This window comes from Emticicia sp. W12TSBA100-4, assembly GCF_040253585.1.
Classification (GTDB): Bacteria; Bacteroidota; Bacteroidia; order Cytophagales; family Spirosomataceae; genus Emticicia.
Genome location: NZ_JBELAU010000002.1, coordinates 115,175 through 131,675 on the forward strand (window position 1 = coordinate 115,175; position 16,501 = coordinate 131,675).

Annotated in this window: 11 protein-coding genes; 4 read left to right on the forward strand and 7 right to left on the reverse strand. The window is 39.4% G+C overall.

The genetic code is table 11. From position 1 onward, the window contains the following. Window positions 1-11 precede the first annotated feature (11 nt). Window positions 12-3,995, reverse strand: a complete 3,984-nt coding sequence (locus ABR854_RS02715; protein WP_350263811.1) for an AAA domain-containing protein — start codon at window positions 3,993-3,995, stop codon at window positions 12-14. 267 nt (window positions 3,996-4,262) lie between these two features. Between ABR854_RS02715 and ABR854_RS02720 the strand changes: the two genes are divergently transcribed. Together ABR854_RS02720 and ABR854_RS02725 are read left to right on the forward strand one after the other, a co-directional pair. Then, window positions 4,263-7,124: a M16 family metallopeptidase gene (locus ABR854_RS02720; protein WP_350263812.1), complete on the forward strand. Its 2,862-nt coding sequence runs from the start codon at window positions 4,263-4,265 to the stop codon at window positions 7,122-7,124. 222 nt (window positions 7,125-7,346) lie between these two features. Then, on the forward strand, window positions 7,347-7,673 hold the full coding sequence (locus ABR854_RS02725; protein ID WP_350263813.1) for a hypothetical protein: 327 nt from the start codon (window positions 7,347-7,349) through the stop codon (window positions 7,671-7,673). Window positions 7,674-7,788: 115 nt separating this feature from the next. On the opposite strand, the gene mscL is transcribed toward ABR854_RS02725, so the two are convergent. Both mscL and ABR854_RS02735 read right to left on the reverse strand, forming a co-directional pair. Beyond that, window positions 7,789-8,145 carry a large conductance mechanosensitive channel protein MscL gene (mscL, locus tag ABR854_RS02730; RefSeq protein WP_350263814.1) on the reverse strand — a complete coding sequence of 119 codons (357 nt, stop codon included), beginning with the start codon at window positions 8,143-8,145 and terminating at the stop codon, window positions 7,789-7,791. Window positions 8,146-8,153: 8 nt separating this feature from the next. Continuing rightward, window positions 8,154-8,684 (reverse strand): CvpA family protein, encoded by a 531-nt coding sequence (locus ABR854_RS02735; RefSeq protein WP_350263815.1) that lies wholly within the window; start codon window positions 8,682-8,684, stop codon window positions 8,154-8,156. A 210-nt stretch (window positions 8,685-8,894) separates the two neighbouring features. On the opposite strand from ABR854_RS02735, the gene ABR854_RS02740 reads away from it, so the two are divergent. Both ABR854_RS02740 and ABR854_RS02745 read left to right on the forward strand, forming a co-directional pair. After that, on the forward strand, window positions 8,895-9,155 hold the full coding sequence (locus tag ABR854_RS02740; RefSeq protein WP_350263816.1) for a hypothetical protein: 261 nt from the start codon (window positions 8,895-8,897) through the stop codon (window positions 9,153-9,155). Window positions 9,156-9,169: 14 nt separating this feature from the next. After that, complete coding sequence (locus ABR854_RS02745; RefSeq protein ID WP_350263817.1) at window positions 9,170-9,469, forward strand: helix-turn-helix domain-containing protein; 300 nt, start codon at window positions 9,170-9,172, stop codon at window positions 9,467-9,469. 25 nt (window positions 9,470-9,494) lie between these two features. On the opposite strand, the gene ABR854_RS02750 is transcribed toward ABR854_RS02745, so the two are convergent. From ABR854_RS02750 to ABR854_RS02765, 4 genes are all read right to left on the reverse strand, one after another. After that, window positions 9,495-10,322: a metallophosphoesterase family protein gene (locus tag ABR854_RS02750; protein WP_350263818.1), complete on the reverse strand. Its 828-nt coding sequence runs from the start codon at window positions 10,320-10,322 to the stop codon at window positions 9,495-9,497. Then, the gene (locus ABR854_RS02755) at window positions 10,306-11,664 is read right to left on the reverse strand and encodes a sodium:solute symporter (protein WP_350263819.1); all 1,359 of its coding nucleotides are present in this window, start codon (window positions 11,662-11,664) and stop codon (window positions 10,306-10,308) included. The genes ABR854_RS02750 and ABR854_RS02755 overlap by 17 nt, the downstream gene beginning before the upstream one ends. Window positions 11,665-11,785: 121 nt before the next feature. Beyond that, the gene (locus tag ABR854_RS02760; protein ID WP_350263820.1) at window positions 11,786-13,228 is read right to left on the reverse strand and encodes a SusD/RagB family nutrient-binding outer membrane lipoprotein; all 1,443 of its coding nucleotides are present in this window, start codon (window positions 13,226-13,228) and stop codon (window positions 11,786-11,788) included. Window positions 13,229-13,249: 21 nt separating this feature from the next. After that, window positions 13,250-16,486, reverse strand: coding sequence for a SusC/RagA family TonB-linked outer membrane protein (locus ABR854_RS02765; RefSeq protein ID WP_350263821.1), 3,237 nt, complete (start codon window positions 16,484-16,486; stop codon window positions 13,250-13,252). Between the last annotated feature and the right edge of the window lie 15 nt (window positions 16,487-16,501).

A 16,501-nucleotide genomic window follows, 5' to 3' on the forward strand; every position in this document is an offset into this window, starting at 1 on the left:
TTTATTTCTTTCTAAAAATTCCGACTCCAAAAACGCTCAAATTTCCAGCCTTTTGCTCGAAGATTCATGGGTAAATAAGCGTGAGATTCTTTCGGAGAAATGCCATCAAAATACAAATCATCATCAGTCAAAATCAAAGAATCACATTTTCCATTAGTAGCTTTTACGGTCAAATCTGCAAAAGGTAATTCGCTGATATACTGGCTGTTACGAGTTTTCAATTGTTCTTTCAAAAACCAATCAGTTCGGAAACTTTCTGGTAGATTTGGCTCGTGCAGAAACTCACCATTTGATACTGCAAGAGCATATTCCAAATATTTTTTTAGCAATTTCGGCCCTTCATTTTGGGCGTTTTCAACATTGAGTTGGACTGGCAAAATACTACACACTACATAGATTTTTTCTCTCGCACGAGTAACCGCCACATTGAGTCGATTTTCTCCCCCATTTTGATTCAAACTACCAAAATTCATCAATAATCGACCATTGGCATCGGAAGCATATCCCACCGAAAAAATCACAATATCAAATTCATCTCCTTGTATATTTTCAATGTTTTTTACAGAAATCTGAGCATTTGCATTCTTAATTCTTAATTCAAACGTTTCGGCGTACCGATTCTCAATCAATTCTGCTTGTTTATGATTGAAAGTCACAACGCCAATGCTTTTTTCGGGGGAAGTTCGTTGTAGTTCAGTCACCAACTCTACCACTTTTTGAGCTTCACGCTCGTTAGTATTTTTCTCCCAAATGCCTTCCACTTTTATATAATTTATGGCAGGTTGATTAAGGCTAATTTGCTCATAATGAGGCAATAAACGCAAAGAGTTTTTATAGAAAAACTGATTAGAAAAACCAATCAAATCAAGCGATTGACTGCGATAATGACCCATCAATGAAGCCTGTGGCAAATATTGAGCAGCGAAATCGAGCAGCGAATCTATCTCCAGAATCGGTTCTTCGTCAGTCAAATCTTCTTCGTAGCGAATCTGGTATAAATCATTGGGTTGAAGCTGCTTCGAATCGCCCGCTACCACAATCTGTTTTCCTCTATAAATGGCAGGAATACCGTACTCGGCAAAGCACTGAGAAGCCTCATCGAAAATCACCAAATCGAATAAGCCTTCTTTCATTTCAAACATCGCTGAAACCGATTCGGGCGAAGCCATCCAGCATGGAATGAGTTTAAAAAGCTCATCAGAATACGCCTCCAAAACTTTTCTAACCGACCATAATTTTCGTTTTTTAGTAGTTTGATGATGCAGCTCTCGGTAAGTAACTACGTTTTGTAAGCGATTGATTAGTAAGCCTTTATAAGTTTGTTCACGCAATTTAAGCAGCACAATTTCTTGACTCAAAGCCTGTTTTTGTAAAACACTTTCTTGCAATTCGTCCTCCATTTGCTGCATTTTGAGCGAACTCACACTTCGCAAAATCGGGTAAATTGTCTCAATGTGCTGAATCCAAGCCAAACGCAAAGAATTCTGAAAAACTTCGGTCGCATTATCGGGGTTTCCTATCAGTTTTTCGATAATCACCAGTTCGGTATGGCTGAAAGAGTTTTTAAGACTATCAGCTTCTTGCAGGTAGTCGAAGAGTTCGCTTAAACCATTCTCCGAGTAGTTTATGATGGTGTTTATCTGCCAATCACTCAGAAACACCTTCCATTGAGGCAGTTTTTGCTTTACTTCTTTGATGATTTGTTTTAAATCTGCGTAATATCTTAGAGAAAAGTCGTCGTTTTGAAGAAAATTATTGGCCGTATAAAGAGCAAAAGCATCATTGGCGAGAATATAACTTTTCAAAGTTTGTAAGATTGATTCGGCATCTTCTTTTGCATCAATATAAATCTCTTTTTTTGCCAGTTTATCTTTCAAGTTCTCGAAGGTAATTCTATTATTTATTTTATCGATAAGCAACTCTAAATCAGCACTTTGCAATGATAGCCGATTCTGAAAAAGCAGTTGTTCAACCTCTTTCTTATCTTTAGAAAATAACTTCCAAGTAAACCAACTTAAACCCGATTTACTGGCCGTCCATGCTTGCTCAACTTGGCTTTTTCTGTGTAAAAGAAGCTCCGTTGGCAAGGTAGTTTCTATCCAATTTTGGTTGGTCAGATGGTTTATTTCGGCACTGATTTTCTTTAGGTCAAATTGTCGGTTTACTAAATACTTTTTCTCATTTTTTATTGCTTTAAAAATCTCTGTAACTTCTTCGCTGACAAACAATTCGGAGAATTGTTGTACGATACTTTCATCAAGCTTATTTAGTTCGGTAATTGAAAAACGAGTAAAGTTTTTTGTCTGAAAATCGGCTACTTCGGCAATGACATTTTTGATTTTTGGGACATCGGCAAAAGTAAAATTAGCAAACAAAACTCGGTTTTTCCAAAACTCGTATCCATCGCTCGATTGTAGCTTTTGCTCATACTGAAAATAACGTTTCAATCGACTCTCAAAATCGGCTAAATCATTGAAAGTAAAAACTTTATACTTATCTCCAAGTTCAATGTATGGCTTTTCAATACTACTTGTCAGATACAATTCTTTGACTGAAATTCCACAAATTGATTCATCAAAAAGGGCATTTTTGAAGGCTTGCAACTCTTCCGAAAGTTTATCAATTCGGCGGCTGGTTTGTGTAAAATTTCTCTCCAGAAAAATCGCATCAAGGCTTTTATTTTTCTTTTGATATTCCTCCACTCGCTCAATCTGATTCGTAATTTTCTCAAAAAATGCCTTTCTATCATTCTTGAAATCATGAATCAACGCCACAAAATCGGTCATTTGGGCGTTTTCCAATCGCTGATAAACAGTATCGAGTGCTACACGTTTTTGACAAACGACCAAAACTTTCTTGCCTCTTGAAGTAAAATCTGCCACCAAATTGGCAATCAACTGAGATTTTCCAGTCCCTGGCGGGCCTTGTACAACCAACGAACCTCCTGACTTAACTTGCTGAATAGCAAGCTCTTGCGAAGCATCGATGAAAAAAGGGAGGAAGGAGTTTTCTTCACGCAAATTCCCTTTTAGTTTCCCCTCCTTTTGAAGGAGGGGAGGCAAAATTCTGACAACGTCGAATTTTGACGGGGTGGTTGGTTCCAACTGTTCATGCCTTAAAACATTTATAGACCCAGAACCACCCCGTCCGACTTCGTCAGGACACCCCTCCTTGAAAAAAGGAGGGGAAATGTTAGAACCTCTCGCTCCTCCCCCATCGGGGGCGGGGGGGGCTATAAGTTGCTCATAATCAGGCACCAAATAAGAACCCGCCTGCGGGAAAATACCCAAAACTGCTTGCGGAAAAAGTTTGAGTTCGCCGTTGCGTTCGAGTTGTTCTAAATCTGATTTTGTAAACTTCTGAAAATCAATGAGTTGTTCCGTAAAATTATCTTGATTAAAATTAATTTCAACGGGGCTATTTTTCAATAATTCATACAATTGAGTTCTGAAAACAAGGCTTTCTTTACTAAAATCATCAAATGAGGTTTCGAGCAAATCATCGTTGATTTTTATCTGATTAAAGTGTGAATAAGCCAGCAAAAAACTACGATTTAAGCTAATACTTTCTTCACGTCTTTCGAGTAACCATTTTTTACCATCGCCACTATTTTTGAGTGTTACAGGAAAAAACAACAGCGGACAACGCACCACCGTGCCATCTGAAAGCTTTCCTTTCACAAACGGATAACCCACATACAAATCTTCCGACCCACGTTCTTGCTCGATAAATGCTTCGGTTCGAGCTATTTTTCTAAGAATTTTACTCGCTTCGTTTACTTTTTCTAAACGACTATCCATCACATCACAAAGCGGAATTTGCGATTTTTGAGCAATAAGTTGGTTGATAACCTCAAACGAAGGCTTATTATCCAGAAAATCGAGTTGGTGTAAATCAAGAAATTGTTCTTGGGGTAAATTAAGCAACAATAACGAACGATTCCGTGAAGTAAGATTAGTAAGCCGACGAAGATATGTTTTGAAGAGTTTTTGCATGTAACAAAGTTATAAAAAAACTGTTTGGTCTGGGCGTGAACTATCCCTTTCTCTTTTCATCCATAGCGTCGGGTTTGCAAACCCGACGCTATGGATGAGGGACAATGTATTTCTATTTTGGATATACCCCTTTTATCCACCATAAACGCTTTTTAACATTTTTTATTTGTAATTGACCATTCTAACTATTTTCTTCGTTATATAATGCAGGTTAGTAGTTTTTTTACTCCTCGCCTATTATTTACACAATTAATCCAACAAAAAATTATGTTAAACTATTACCGAAACCTGAACCTCAAGCAGTTCATCATGATGATGCTTGTGGGTATTTTCTTGATTGGTGGCGATGCGTTCGCTCAAAAGAAAGAGAAAAAAAAGAGAAAAAAGAAACAAAAAACAGCACTTGTTGAAGAAAAAGCTCCAATTCCTGCACCTGTAAAAGTTACTTCGGTTGAGGGCATCACCGAATATTTGCTTGGCAATGGTCTTCGAGTTTTACTTTTTCCCGACCCATCGAAGCAAACGGCTACCGTAAACATCACGTATTTGGTTGGTTCTCGCCACGAAGGTTATGGCGAAACGGGTATGGCTCACTTGCTCGAACACATGGTGTTTAAAGGTACACCCAAACACCCGAATATTCCGCAAGAATTGACCGACCACGGTGCAAGACCAAACGGTACTACATGGCTCGACCGTACCAATTATTTCGAGACTTTTGCCTCAACTGAAGAAAATCTTCGTTGGGCCTTAGACCTCGAATCTGACCGCATGATAAATTCATTTATCAAGAAAGAAGACCTCGAAAAGGAGTTTTCGGTAGTAAGAAATGAATTTGAATCGGGTGAAAACGACCCCGAAAGTGTGTTAAGTGAAAGAGTAATTTCAACTGCATATCTGTGGCATAACTACGGAAACTCAACGATTGGTTCACGTGAAGACATCGAACGAGTGCCGATTGATAATTTGCAGGCTTTCTACAAAAAATATTATCAGCCAGACAACGCTATTTTGTTGGTTGCAGGAAAGTTTGATGAAGCCAAAGTGCTTAAAATGATCAATGAGGAATATTTTGGTGGAATTCCTCGCCCAACTCGCAAGCTACAACCAACTTACACAGTTGAGCCAGTGCAAGATGGCGAGCGTTCGGTTACGCTTCGTCGTGTGGGCGATGTGCAAGCCATTGGTGTTGCTTATCATATTTGTTCAAATAGCCACCCAGATTACCCAGCTTTAGATGTTTTGCAGGGGATTTTAACAAGCCAACCTGGTGGAAAACTCTACAAAGCATTAGTTGAAACCAAACTCGCTTCGAGCCTTTATGCCTATTCATTCACGAATAAAGACCCAACTTTCTTCTATTTCGGACTAAGTGTTTTGAAAGAAAAGAATTTAGATGAAACAAAAAAAGCATTGCTGACGATGCTCGATGGCGTAGGCTCAATGGAATTTACGAAAGAAGACGTTGAGCGTGCGAAAAACGAAGCCCTCAAAGGCTTAGAACTCACGCTTCGCAACAGTGAGCGTGTAGGATTACAAATGAGCGAGTATATGGGTGCGGGCGACTGGCGTTTGATTTTTATCTACCGTGATGCCCTCGAAAAAATTACGGTTGATGATGTAAAACGTGTGGCAAAATATTATTTCAAGCCATCGAACCGCACTATTGGGGTATTTATTCCAGAAGAAAACCCAGACCGTGTGAAAGTACCAGAGTCGCCAGATGTTGATGCTTTAGTGAAAAACTACAAAGGTCGTGCAGTTGTGGCACAAGGCGAAGCCTTTGACCCATCGCCAGCCAATATCGAAAGTCGCACGAAGCGTGGACAAGAGCCAAATGGTTTGGAATATGCTTTGTTACCAAAATCGACTCGTGGAAACTCAGTACGAGCAAATATCACGCTACGCATGGGCGATGAGCAAAGCCTCCAAAACAAAGCTACGATTTCACAATACACAGCCTCGATGTTGAACAAAGGCACCAAAACATTGAGCCGCCAACAATTGAAAGACACGCTCGATAAACTAAAATCACAAGTAAACATCGGTGGTGGTGGCAACAATGTTGGTATAAGCATTGAGTCAACAAAAGATAATTTGCCAAAAGTTTTGGCGATTGTTAATGACATTTTGAAAAATCCTGTTTTTGATGAGAAAGAATTTGAAACCATGAAACAAGAAATTTTGGCTCAAGTTGAATCTCAGAAAAGCGACCCACAGGCTTTGGCATTCACGGCGTTCCAACGCATGATGAATCCTTATCCGAAATCTGACGTACGTTATGTACCAACGATTGAAGAAAGCATCGAAAGCAACAAAAACGTAAAACTCGAAGACGTTAAGAAATTCTACACTGATTTCTACGGTGCTTCGGCCGCTACGATGTCGGTTGTTGGAGATTTTGATGAAGCAGCTGTGCGTAAAAGCATCAGCACCAACTTCGGAACTTGGAAATCACCAGCACCATTCAAACGCATTCAAGCGGTTTTCCAAGAGATTTCGCCATCGAATAGTGCCATCAAAACTCCTGATAAGGCCAATGCACTTTTCTTAGCTGGTCAGAATCTTCCATTACAAGAAACCGATGCCGATTATCCTGCCTTATTGTTGGGTAACTATATGCTCGGTGGTGGATTTTTGAGTTCACGTTTGGCCGTTAGAATACGTCAGAAAGAAGGTATTAGCTACGGTGTTGGTTCAAATCTTTCGGGAAGCCCGTTCGATAAATCAGGTAGCTTCATGACTTATGCTATCTATGCTCCAGAAAATGCCGAAAAACTCGAAAAAGCTTTCTACGAAGAAATCGAAAAAGTAGTAAATGAAGGTTTCACGGCCGATGAGTTAAAAGCCGCCAAGTCGGGTTGGTTGCAAAGCCGTAGCGTTTCTCGCTCGCAAGATAACGAACTTTCAAGTCGCTTAAACAACTACTTGTACTACGACCGTACGCTCGCATTCGATGCTGACTTTGAGAAAAAAGTCGAGGCTCTTACACCTGAGCAAGTAAACGGAGCTATCAAGAAATTTATTGACCCTAAGAAGATTTCAATCGTAAAAGCAGGCGATTTTGATAAAAAACCTGCTACGGGTACTCCTGCTGCTGGCGGGGTGAGTGGAAGCGGAAAGAATTAAAAGTTCTCTCCCATCACAATATTGTTGAATTAAAAGTTTGATTGAAGCGGACGTCGCACGGATTAAAGGTTGAGAATTGCTGATTTTTGATGGTTCGATGTAAAAGAACAATTCTACAATCATCAATTACTTAATTTTTAATCTTCAATTTTTCTCATATCAGCGATATTGTGATGGGATAAATTTATAGTTTCGTACCTTTGTGGTCTAAATTTTCAGTAAATGGACACTAAATTTTTACGTCATATTGCCATTTCGTTGGCCGTAACGGCTTTGGTAGTTTATATTATTTATCACAGCATTGGTTCAGGAGCATACTTGATGATGTCGGCATTGGCAATTTCAAGTTTTCTAATTGGCTATTTAGAGCCGCACCGTGGCTGGATATTGGCACTCACGCAAGTAGCAATCCTATTAAGTGTCTATTTCTTAAAACTTTTCACGCCTGTAAGTGCAGATATGGCCATGTTTGGCACATTTGCTGGCTGCGGAATCTCGTTGGTTTTTAGCTTTGTAGCTGGGCGTTTGGCGAGGTTATTTGAGAAGTAATTTTGTAGGACAACCGCATCGGCGAACCGATTTTCCAACTTGTTTCTTGTACAGCACATTCTTACCCAACTGACAACTTACAAAGCTGTCCTACAAAACAATTTAGAAAATCGTTCTACTTCTTGGCATTGAGTTTTCTCAGTTCGTCACGAATATCAATCAATAAATCATCGACTTGTGGTTTAGCTTCGGTACTTTGACCAAGGGCTTTCAGAAAAAAGTATAGAATCGTACCAACCACCACAAAATCAAAAGTTGATTGTAGGGCTTCTCCCCAACCAATCTTTACAGTCAAAATCTCGGTATATCTATCTTTCAAGTTTACTCCTCCAATCAGTACACCTACCAACGGCATAAAGATTTTATCAATCATTGCCGAAATGATTTTCTGAAAAGCCGTACCGATAACCACCCCCGTAGCAAGGTCGATGATATTGCTACGCATCAAAAATAATTTGATTTTTTTCACCATAATATCGTTTAATTTTTATTTTCTTTTGTCCATTCCTTAATCATATTTCCACCCGTCGGAATCCAATCGGAAACTTTTGAGATAACGGTCGGAGCTACTTTTTTCATGACTGGATAAGTCAAAGATTCTTTTGTGAGTTTTTCGGGAAGATTTATATCAATGCTCGACATCAACCACAAAAATGTACTGATTCCGAAAAGCCAAGTAAAAACTCCCACCAAAGCCCCTGCAAAGCCATCAATCGTACCCAAAATCGTAAAACGCAAAGCACGACGAAGCATCCAACCCATTTTGTTTATCAAAAAAATTGTCGGAAAAAAAATAACCGTAAAACTCAAATAAGGTAAAAAACGATTGGCCAAACTTTCACCAATAACGGGGGCAATGAGATTCATTCCATAACCCAAAAATTTAAAGCCAATCACAATCGCAACGATGAAGGCGGCAACCCCGATAATTTCAATAAAAAGCCCTTTTTGGTAGCCACGGTAAGCCCCATAAAGTAGTGGAAGGATAAAAATAAGGTCAAGCACGTTCATTTCTATAAATTTTGAACAAAGATAAAAGATTTAAAGGTGTCTTACAAAAGATTAAATATTCTTACACAATAAATTAATTTCATTATTTGTGAAAATAATTTGTTTTTAATAAAATTATTTTTATATTTGTGTACCCATTAATCAAATCATGAAAAAAATGAAAAACTTAGAAAAAAAACCAAAAATAAACCCCGCAAATATTTATAAGAAATGGGAAATTCCGAAAAGTATTATCTGACTATCATCAAACAATTATTGGGAACAGAATTAGACGTTAGAAGTCAGTTACTGAGTAACAAATTGTCGAAAGAAGATAGAAAAAAGTTGTTGGAAGTTTTAAAAAACATTGAAAAAGCCAAAGAGTCCATCGCTAAAGAAGAGGGAAAAAGTTATAAAGAACTAATGAAAAAATCGGGTGAAGTTGCCAGTTGGCTTTACAAGATTGTTAGAATGATGGAGTTCTTGGCATAAACCAAAAGTGTATCATGCACATCGGAAAAATAATCAAAGAAGCAAGACTTGAAAAAGGTTATAGCCAGTCAGAACTTGCTCAAAAAACAGGTATTTCTAATTCATATTTATCTCAAATTGAGTCCGAAAAACAAGACCCGAGTCTTGAAACGATGGAGCAATTGAGTGCGGCTTTAGATGTGCCTACTTATATTTTATTCTTCAAAGCAATGCAAGAAGAAAACATACAAAATCCTGACAATAAGCGTTTTGTACGTGAGATTAAAAGAGCTATGCAAGGAATTGTAGATGAACTCTACTCAGAAAAGGCATAAAAAAAGGCGATTTTGATGAATCGCCTCAAAACTCAATCGGAATACCTTCAAGAGCGGTTTCTTCGTCGGGTAAAATTTCGTTATTGTCCCAAATGCCAGTCAGTAACGTTTCAGAATATGAAAACGGCAAACCGTTTTCGAGCATGAGCTGATTTGCTTCAAAAGATTCGTATTCGTAATTGTGAAATTTATACGAAAACTGTCCATCGGCATCGTCTAAAATCAAATACCAAACTCTTGCTGTGCCATCGTTGGCGGGCATTCCGATAACGCCAGCATTGAGCCAATATTTTCCGTCTTGCACATCAGCGAAAGGCAGTCCGCAATGTCCTGCTAAAATAACGTCGGCATCTGTTTGGTCAAAATTATGTTTTTTTATTGCCCAATCACTTGATTTAAAGATAAATTCAGAGATATTATCGTAAGAACCATGAATAACATCAATTTTTTTATCGGCATATTCAAAACTAATTTTTTCAGGTAATTGCCCTAAAAAAGCCATATTTCGTTCGGTCATTCGCACCATTGCATACGGAAACCATTGTTTCGAGAAAATATCACAACGACTTCCTTCTTCAAAATTACAGCCGCAATCGTCTGTTCCATTAATAAGATTCTGCTCGACATTCCCTTGAATCCCGTGGATTTTCCAATCTTCTATAAAATCCAAACACTCGCTTGGGGCTGCACAATAACCCACTATATCGCCCGTAGAAATAATATTGCCGGGTTTTATTCCTTCGGCTTGGGCAATTCGATATAGTTCTTCCAAAGATTGGTAATTGGAATAAACTCCGCCAAAAACCAGAACTTTTCCGCTTAATCGACCAATATTTTTAGTTAGTTGACTCAATTTTTTTCTTGAATAAAATCGGTAGTAAAAAAACAACAAAACAAGCAATCGTACCAAAGAGATTGATGCTCAATAAATCAGCATATTTGCCTTCTGATAAAAGCATAAAGGTTGGTACTGGATAAAAAACTAACCAAAATCCAAACACCACGCCCAAAATTACTGAAGCGAAATAAGATATTTTTGGAGCATCCAAATTCCAAAATACAAATATAGGAGCTAAACCCATCACCATAGTGCCGCTGATGGTGGTAGCTGATAAAATTTCGGGATTAAAGAAAATCGGTATTGTACCAAAAACAGCAATCGCAATCATAGTGAGGCGGGCTTTTGAAACGCTGATACCTTTTTCGTTGAGTAAATCTATATGTACCAATTTGGCGGTTGAAGTAAACGTAGAATCAATAGTAGCTGCCGCCGATGTGAGCATGATAGTATTCATAACCAAGAGCAAAATCGTGCCGAAAAACTTGGCTACGCCAATGGTTGCAGGTGCATCTAAACCTCTCATTTTGGCAAAAATTCCTACAAAACTAAATAAGATAATACAACTCGCCCCGATAACCGTTGCCCAAAGATAGGATTTGAGCGTAGTTTTCGGACTCGAAATAAAACCTCGGTCGGTAAGAATGGGGTCGTGGAAAGGATAACTTAAAACTTGAATCAATGCCACCAAAAGTAGGTTAACTCCTTGAGCCATCGACCAGTCGCCACTTTGAACGAATGTCTTTACGCCTCCATCGGTTTCTGGAATAATAATACCCAAAATCATGACCATCAACAACACAAAAAATGCCATTTGTATAAGGTCAGTAATGATAGAAGTTCGCATTCCGCCTTTGAGCGTGTAGGCGAGTGTGAGTAAAGTAAAAACTGTGAGCGAAGCAAAATAAGGCACACTACCTTTTTCGCCAAAATAGCTTCCGACAATCATGGTATTCGACCAAATTTCGTTGAGTAATCGAAACCCAATCAATATCGTGAAAAGAATAATTGCCCCTTTTCCGTATTTGGTCTGTAAGAAATGATGAATGCTTTTGTATTGCCCTTTGGTTCGCATTCGGTAAATGATAACACCCGCCACCAAAAACGACAAATAATAACCAGCGTAGGCCACCCCGCCCACAATGCCAAACTGATAGCCTAAATCGGCGGCATTGGTAATGGATTTGGCAAATAACCAACAGATAACCAAGCTACTCGTGAGCAAAAAGGCACTCGGTGGCGTGTCGTTGTGGCTTCCTCTAAAAAAATCATTGACTTTATTCGACCACGGAGATACCCAAAACAGCACGACGTTGACCGCTATCAAGATTATCCATTGCCACGTAAGTGTACTCATAAAGTTTATATTTAACGGTGTGTTTTGAAATAGTGTACTTCGAAAAATACTTTCGCAAACTCATAGCACGCTGATGACACGGATGTTCCAACGCTGATTTACACTGATTTGTTCTAATTTTTCAATTATCCCACCAAACTGGAGAATTGATGCTGTTTTTGTTGGTTTTCTCGGCTGCTGCCTTGAAGTTTGCGTTGTTTAGGGCATCTTCGGTGGTTGGGTATGGCATACGAACAGGAATCAAGTTTTGATTCAAACTTGCTGAAATAGTTTTAAGTTTCGGGAAACCAGTGCGGCGGTATTCATTCCAGCCCTCGTATCCGTTAATAACATTGGCAATCCATTTTTGCGTAATTATCTGCTCAATTGGGTTGGCATTGGCTACTTTGTATGCCGCAGGGCCAGTTTTTAAGTAATTTTCTGGCAAAACCGAATACCAATAATCGAAGGCTTGTTTTACGCCTGTTTCGTAGAAAGTTTTGGCATCGGCACTGATGAAGCCTTTTTCGGCAGCTTCGGCCAGCAAGAAATTCATTTCAAAACTTGTCAAGAAATTGGCCTTCAAACGCCCTGCATCTTCTCTGAAAATTCTTCCTGAAAAAGAATAGTTTCCAACCGAGATAGAAAGTTTTGAAGCATCTGGCCCATTTAATAAGCCTTTATAAACATTGGCGTTATTAGCCGTTGGGCGGAATAAAACTTGCTTACGTGGGTCGTCGAGTTTGGTCAGAATTTCGTCCATTGTTTCTGACATGATGAACAAATTGAAGTCACCAATACGAGCTGTTGCCATTCTAAAATTATTGGGTTGCGAAGCCGTAAAGGCATAAACCGCATTTTGAGTAGCATCTTTGATATAGTCTCCGCCAGCAAAAATTTGTTTCAACTGCTCTGCCACATTTTCTTTGCCTGATGCACGCATCAAATATTTGAATTTCAACGAATTAGCAAATCTTCTCCATTTAGTCAAGTCACCGTTGAAGATGATATCTCCTTGCAAACGTGTTGCTCCTTTATAATTCGTAATAGCCGTAATTGCTGAATTTAGGTTATCAATGATTCCATCTTTTCCTAAATAAATGTCTCTTTGAGCATCGTATTTTGGCGTTACGTTTCCACTTTTTCCTTTCAAGGCTTCTGAGTAAGGCACATCGCCATAAAGGTCGGTCAACACTCCTGTCAAATACGCCTTATAAATTAAGGCTGGGCCTTCATAGACACCAAAAGCTGCATTTGCTCTTGATTTTGCCAACAAAATTTCATTATCACGCAGGTTTTCGTATAAAAACGGCCATGGATTTCCGCCGTATTGTGGTTCGGTCAAGCTGTGGCGGTCGAATAAATTAAAGTCGATAGCCGTAAATTGTTGCCCCAATAAATTTCCCGCCACAAAGCCTTCGTACGACATTTGGTCGGCGAAGTCGAACAGCACTTTGCGAAGCAAAAGCTCTGGCTGTACATCAACAGGAGCAGTTGGATTAATGTTGAGTTTCTCGAAATCTTGCGTACAGCTCAAACTGCTCACAAACAAGATAGCAATGATATATTTATTAAATTTCTTCATGTCTTTAATGATTTGAAAACCTTAGAATGTTATGCCCAATTTCACACCAAAACTACGAGTAGTTGGGTAGCTCATGTCTTCTACACCCGACATCAATTTTTGTCCTTGGAAACCAAACTGCTCAGGGTCGAAGTGCGGTATTTTGCTGAAAGCGTAAAGATTACGGCCAATCAACGAAACATTGATGGTCTCAATTCGGTTTTTGAACCAACCTTTTGGCAATTCGTAGCCAATCAGCACCTCACGGAGTTTCAAATATGAAGCATCGTAAGTGTTATTTTCTTCGTGGTTGCGGTCGTAGTACATTCTGTAATACGTTTCGGCACTTACAGCAGTAGTATTTGGTTGGTAATTAGGGTTTTCGGCCGTTCCCATGTTTACTACACCTTTGGCAATAATACCTGCTTCGGGGCGGTCTTCGGTTTCGATAAGTTGTCCACCAACTGCGGCCAATGCTAAAGTACGAGAAACAACCTTTCCGCCTTGACGCCAATCGAACAAGAAACTCATTTGGAAGTTTTTGTAGCTTAGAGTATTATTAAATCCTACCATAAAATCAGGCGTATAATTGCCCAACTTTCTGAGGTTATTATCAACAATGTATCGACCATCTTTTCCAATGATAAACTCACCTTTATCGTTTTTCAAATAGCCCGTTCCGTACATATCGCCCATGCGGCCACCTTCCTTTACTTGATACCAAACCGTTTGATTAACGTTATCATAAATTCTGTTGTAGGCCAAAGTGATAGTTTGCCCAGGAATCGGCAATTTCTCTACGATATTCTGATAAGTCGAGAAATTGAAAGTACTTCTCCAAGAAAAAACATTCGTGCGGATTGGCGTTAAATCAAGAACCACTTCAACACCCTTGCTTCTAACTGCTCCACCATTGATACTTTGCTGTCCATAACCCGAAGAAACGGCAATAGGCAATGAAATAATCTGATTTTTATTCAAAGCATTGAAATACGTTACGTCGAGTTTGATTTTATCATTCAAGAATCTCACATCGGCACCAAATTCGGTCGAACTAATGCTTTCGGGCTTCAAGTTGGCATTTGAAATTTGGTTTTGGTCGGTGAAAGTCGGTAAACCACCTACGGGCGTACGTGCCACGAATGTTCCGATGGTTTGGAATGGATTGGTGTCATTTCCGACTTGTGCATAACTCGCACGAAGTTTCAAGAAAGAAATAGCCGTTGGTAATTTAACCAAATTTGAAACCACTAAACCTGCCGAAACTGACGGATAAAAGAACGATGTATTGGCCGAAGAAGTGGCAGTAGCTAAAGCACTCGACCAGTCGTTACGGCCAGTAATATCTACAAACAAGAAATCTTTAAAGCCGAATTTAGCAATACCATATAAACTATTGATGCGTTTGGTACCAGCCGCTTGGAAATACTCCAAAGGTGAAGCTGCATTCGACAAAGCATAAACGCCAGGTTGTGCCAATGAAAGTGTTTGAACTTGTTCGTTAGCCACTCTTTGGTCCATTCTATTACCACCAGCCGAGACATCTACGCTCAAATTGCCCAAGTTTTTGGTGTAATTCAGCAAAAAGTCGGAATTGATTTCACGATAAAAAACGTTTTGCTCGGCATAAGCACCAGTTTTGAAACGGTTTGAACTGTATGCACGACGGAAAGTACGGTCTTCGTTTTGGTAGTCCATACCCGTACGAACCGAAAGCGATAATTCGGGCGTAAATTCATAACGAGCCGAGAGATTGCCAAAAACACGGTCACGATTGAAGGCGTTGCGGTTTTCGTAAAGCGTAAAATAAGGATTATCAAAAAATGTGTAGTTATATGAAAACTGTTGCACATTTTCTAAACCTGGCTGCCAGTAATCTTTCAGTGGCTCAATATTATTTGAGCGTCCAAACCAACCTACTAAAGCATAGTTGATATTTTCAGAACCATATTTTGTAGCAGGACGATTACTACTTCCCGAATTAATATAACTAATATTTGAGGTAATTTTTAGCTTAGAAATTGGCATAAAATTGAGAGCCGTAGAAACCGTGCGACGCTTCAAATCTACTCCTGGAATGTACGATTGGCTATTCAAATCGGTCATTGAAAGGCGGAAATTGCCTTTTTCGTTGCCTGCCGAAATGGCTAAATTATTGATTGAAGTGCGGCCAGTTCCGTAGAAATCTTTGAGGTTATTCGGGTAAGCCACAAAAGGCGTTGGCGTGATTGGCAAGCCTCCGTGAATGGCCACATCGCCCGCTCTTACAGTTTGTCCGTTTGGCAAAGTTACGGGGCTATCATATTGCGGAATCGAAAGTCCAGCGTTTAATTTTGGTCCAAAACTATAAGTGATATTATCGTTGATACCTCCACCGAGGCCGTCTTTGTAGGCATATTGCCCGCTATTTCCTAAACCATAAGAATTCTGAAAAACAGGTAATTGAAAAGGAGTTTCGAGATAATTTGAAGTATTAAATGATACTCCCAAACCTTTAGATTTTGCTCCTGATTTTGTCTTAATAATCAAAACTCCATTCGAGGCACGAGTTCCGTAAAGTGCTGCCGCCGATGGGCCTTTTAGTACCGTAACCGATTCAATATCATCGGGGTTTACTTCCATTGCACCATTCCCGAAATCAACTTCCATGAAACCGTTGGCATCATCGTTTACATTATTTACTACTGTATTATTATTAATAGGAATACCATCAACCACAAAAAGTGGATTGGCATTCGTGAAAGATGATTCGCCTCTTATGCTTATACGTGTGGTTGAGCCTACGCCCGTTGACCCGCCCGTAATGGTTACGCCCGCCACTCGACCAGCCAAATTATCCAAGAAATTAGTTGATTTTACTCGACTCACTTCCTTGGCATCAATCTGCTGCACGGCATAACCCAAGTTTTTTGACTGACGCTCCAAACCTAAGGCTGTGACTACGACTTCGTTTAAAACTTCACCGCTTTGCAAGGAAATCATCAGTTGTGTTTGGCCATTCAATGCTATCGTTTGGCTTTTATAACCAACCGATGAAATAGTAATTTGTTGCGTTTTTTCGGGAAGTGCTAATGAGAAATTACCTTTTTCGTCCGAAATAGTTCCGATAGTTTTTTTGCCATCGTTGGCACTGATGCTCGCTCCGATTACACCTTGATTGGTTTCGGCATCAAGGATTTGCCCCGTTATTTTTAGGGTTTGCTGTGCGAAAGTCGAAACCGAAAACATCAGTCCGATGAGCCATAGAAAGCCACACCCTTTCGTAAATATTTTTTTCATAAAATCTTATAAAAG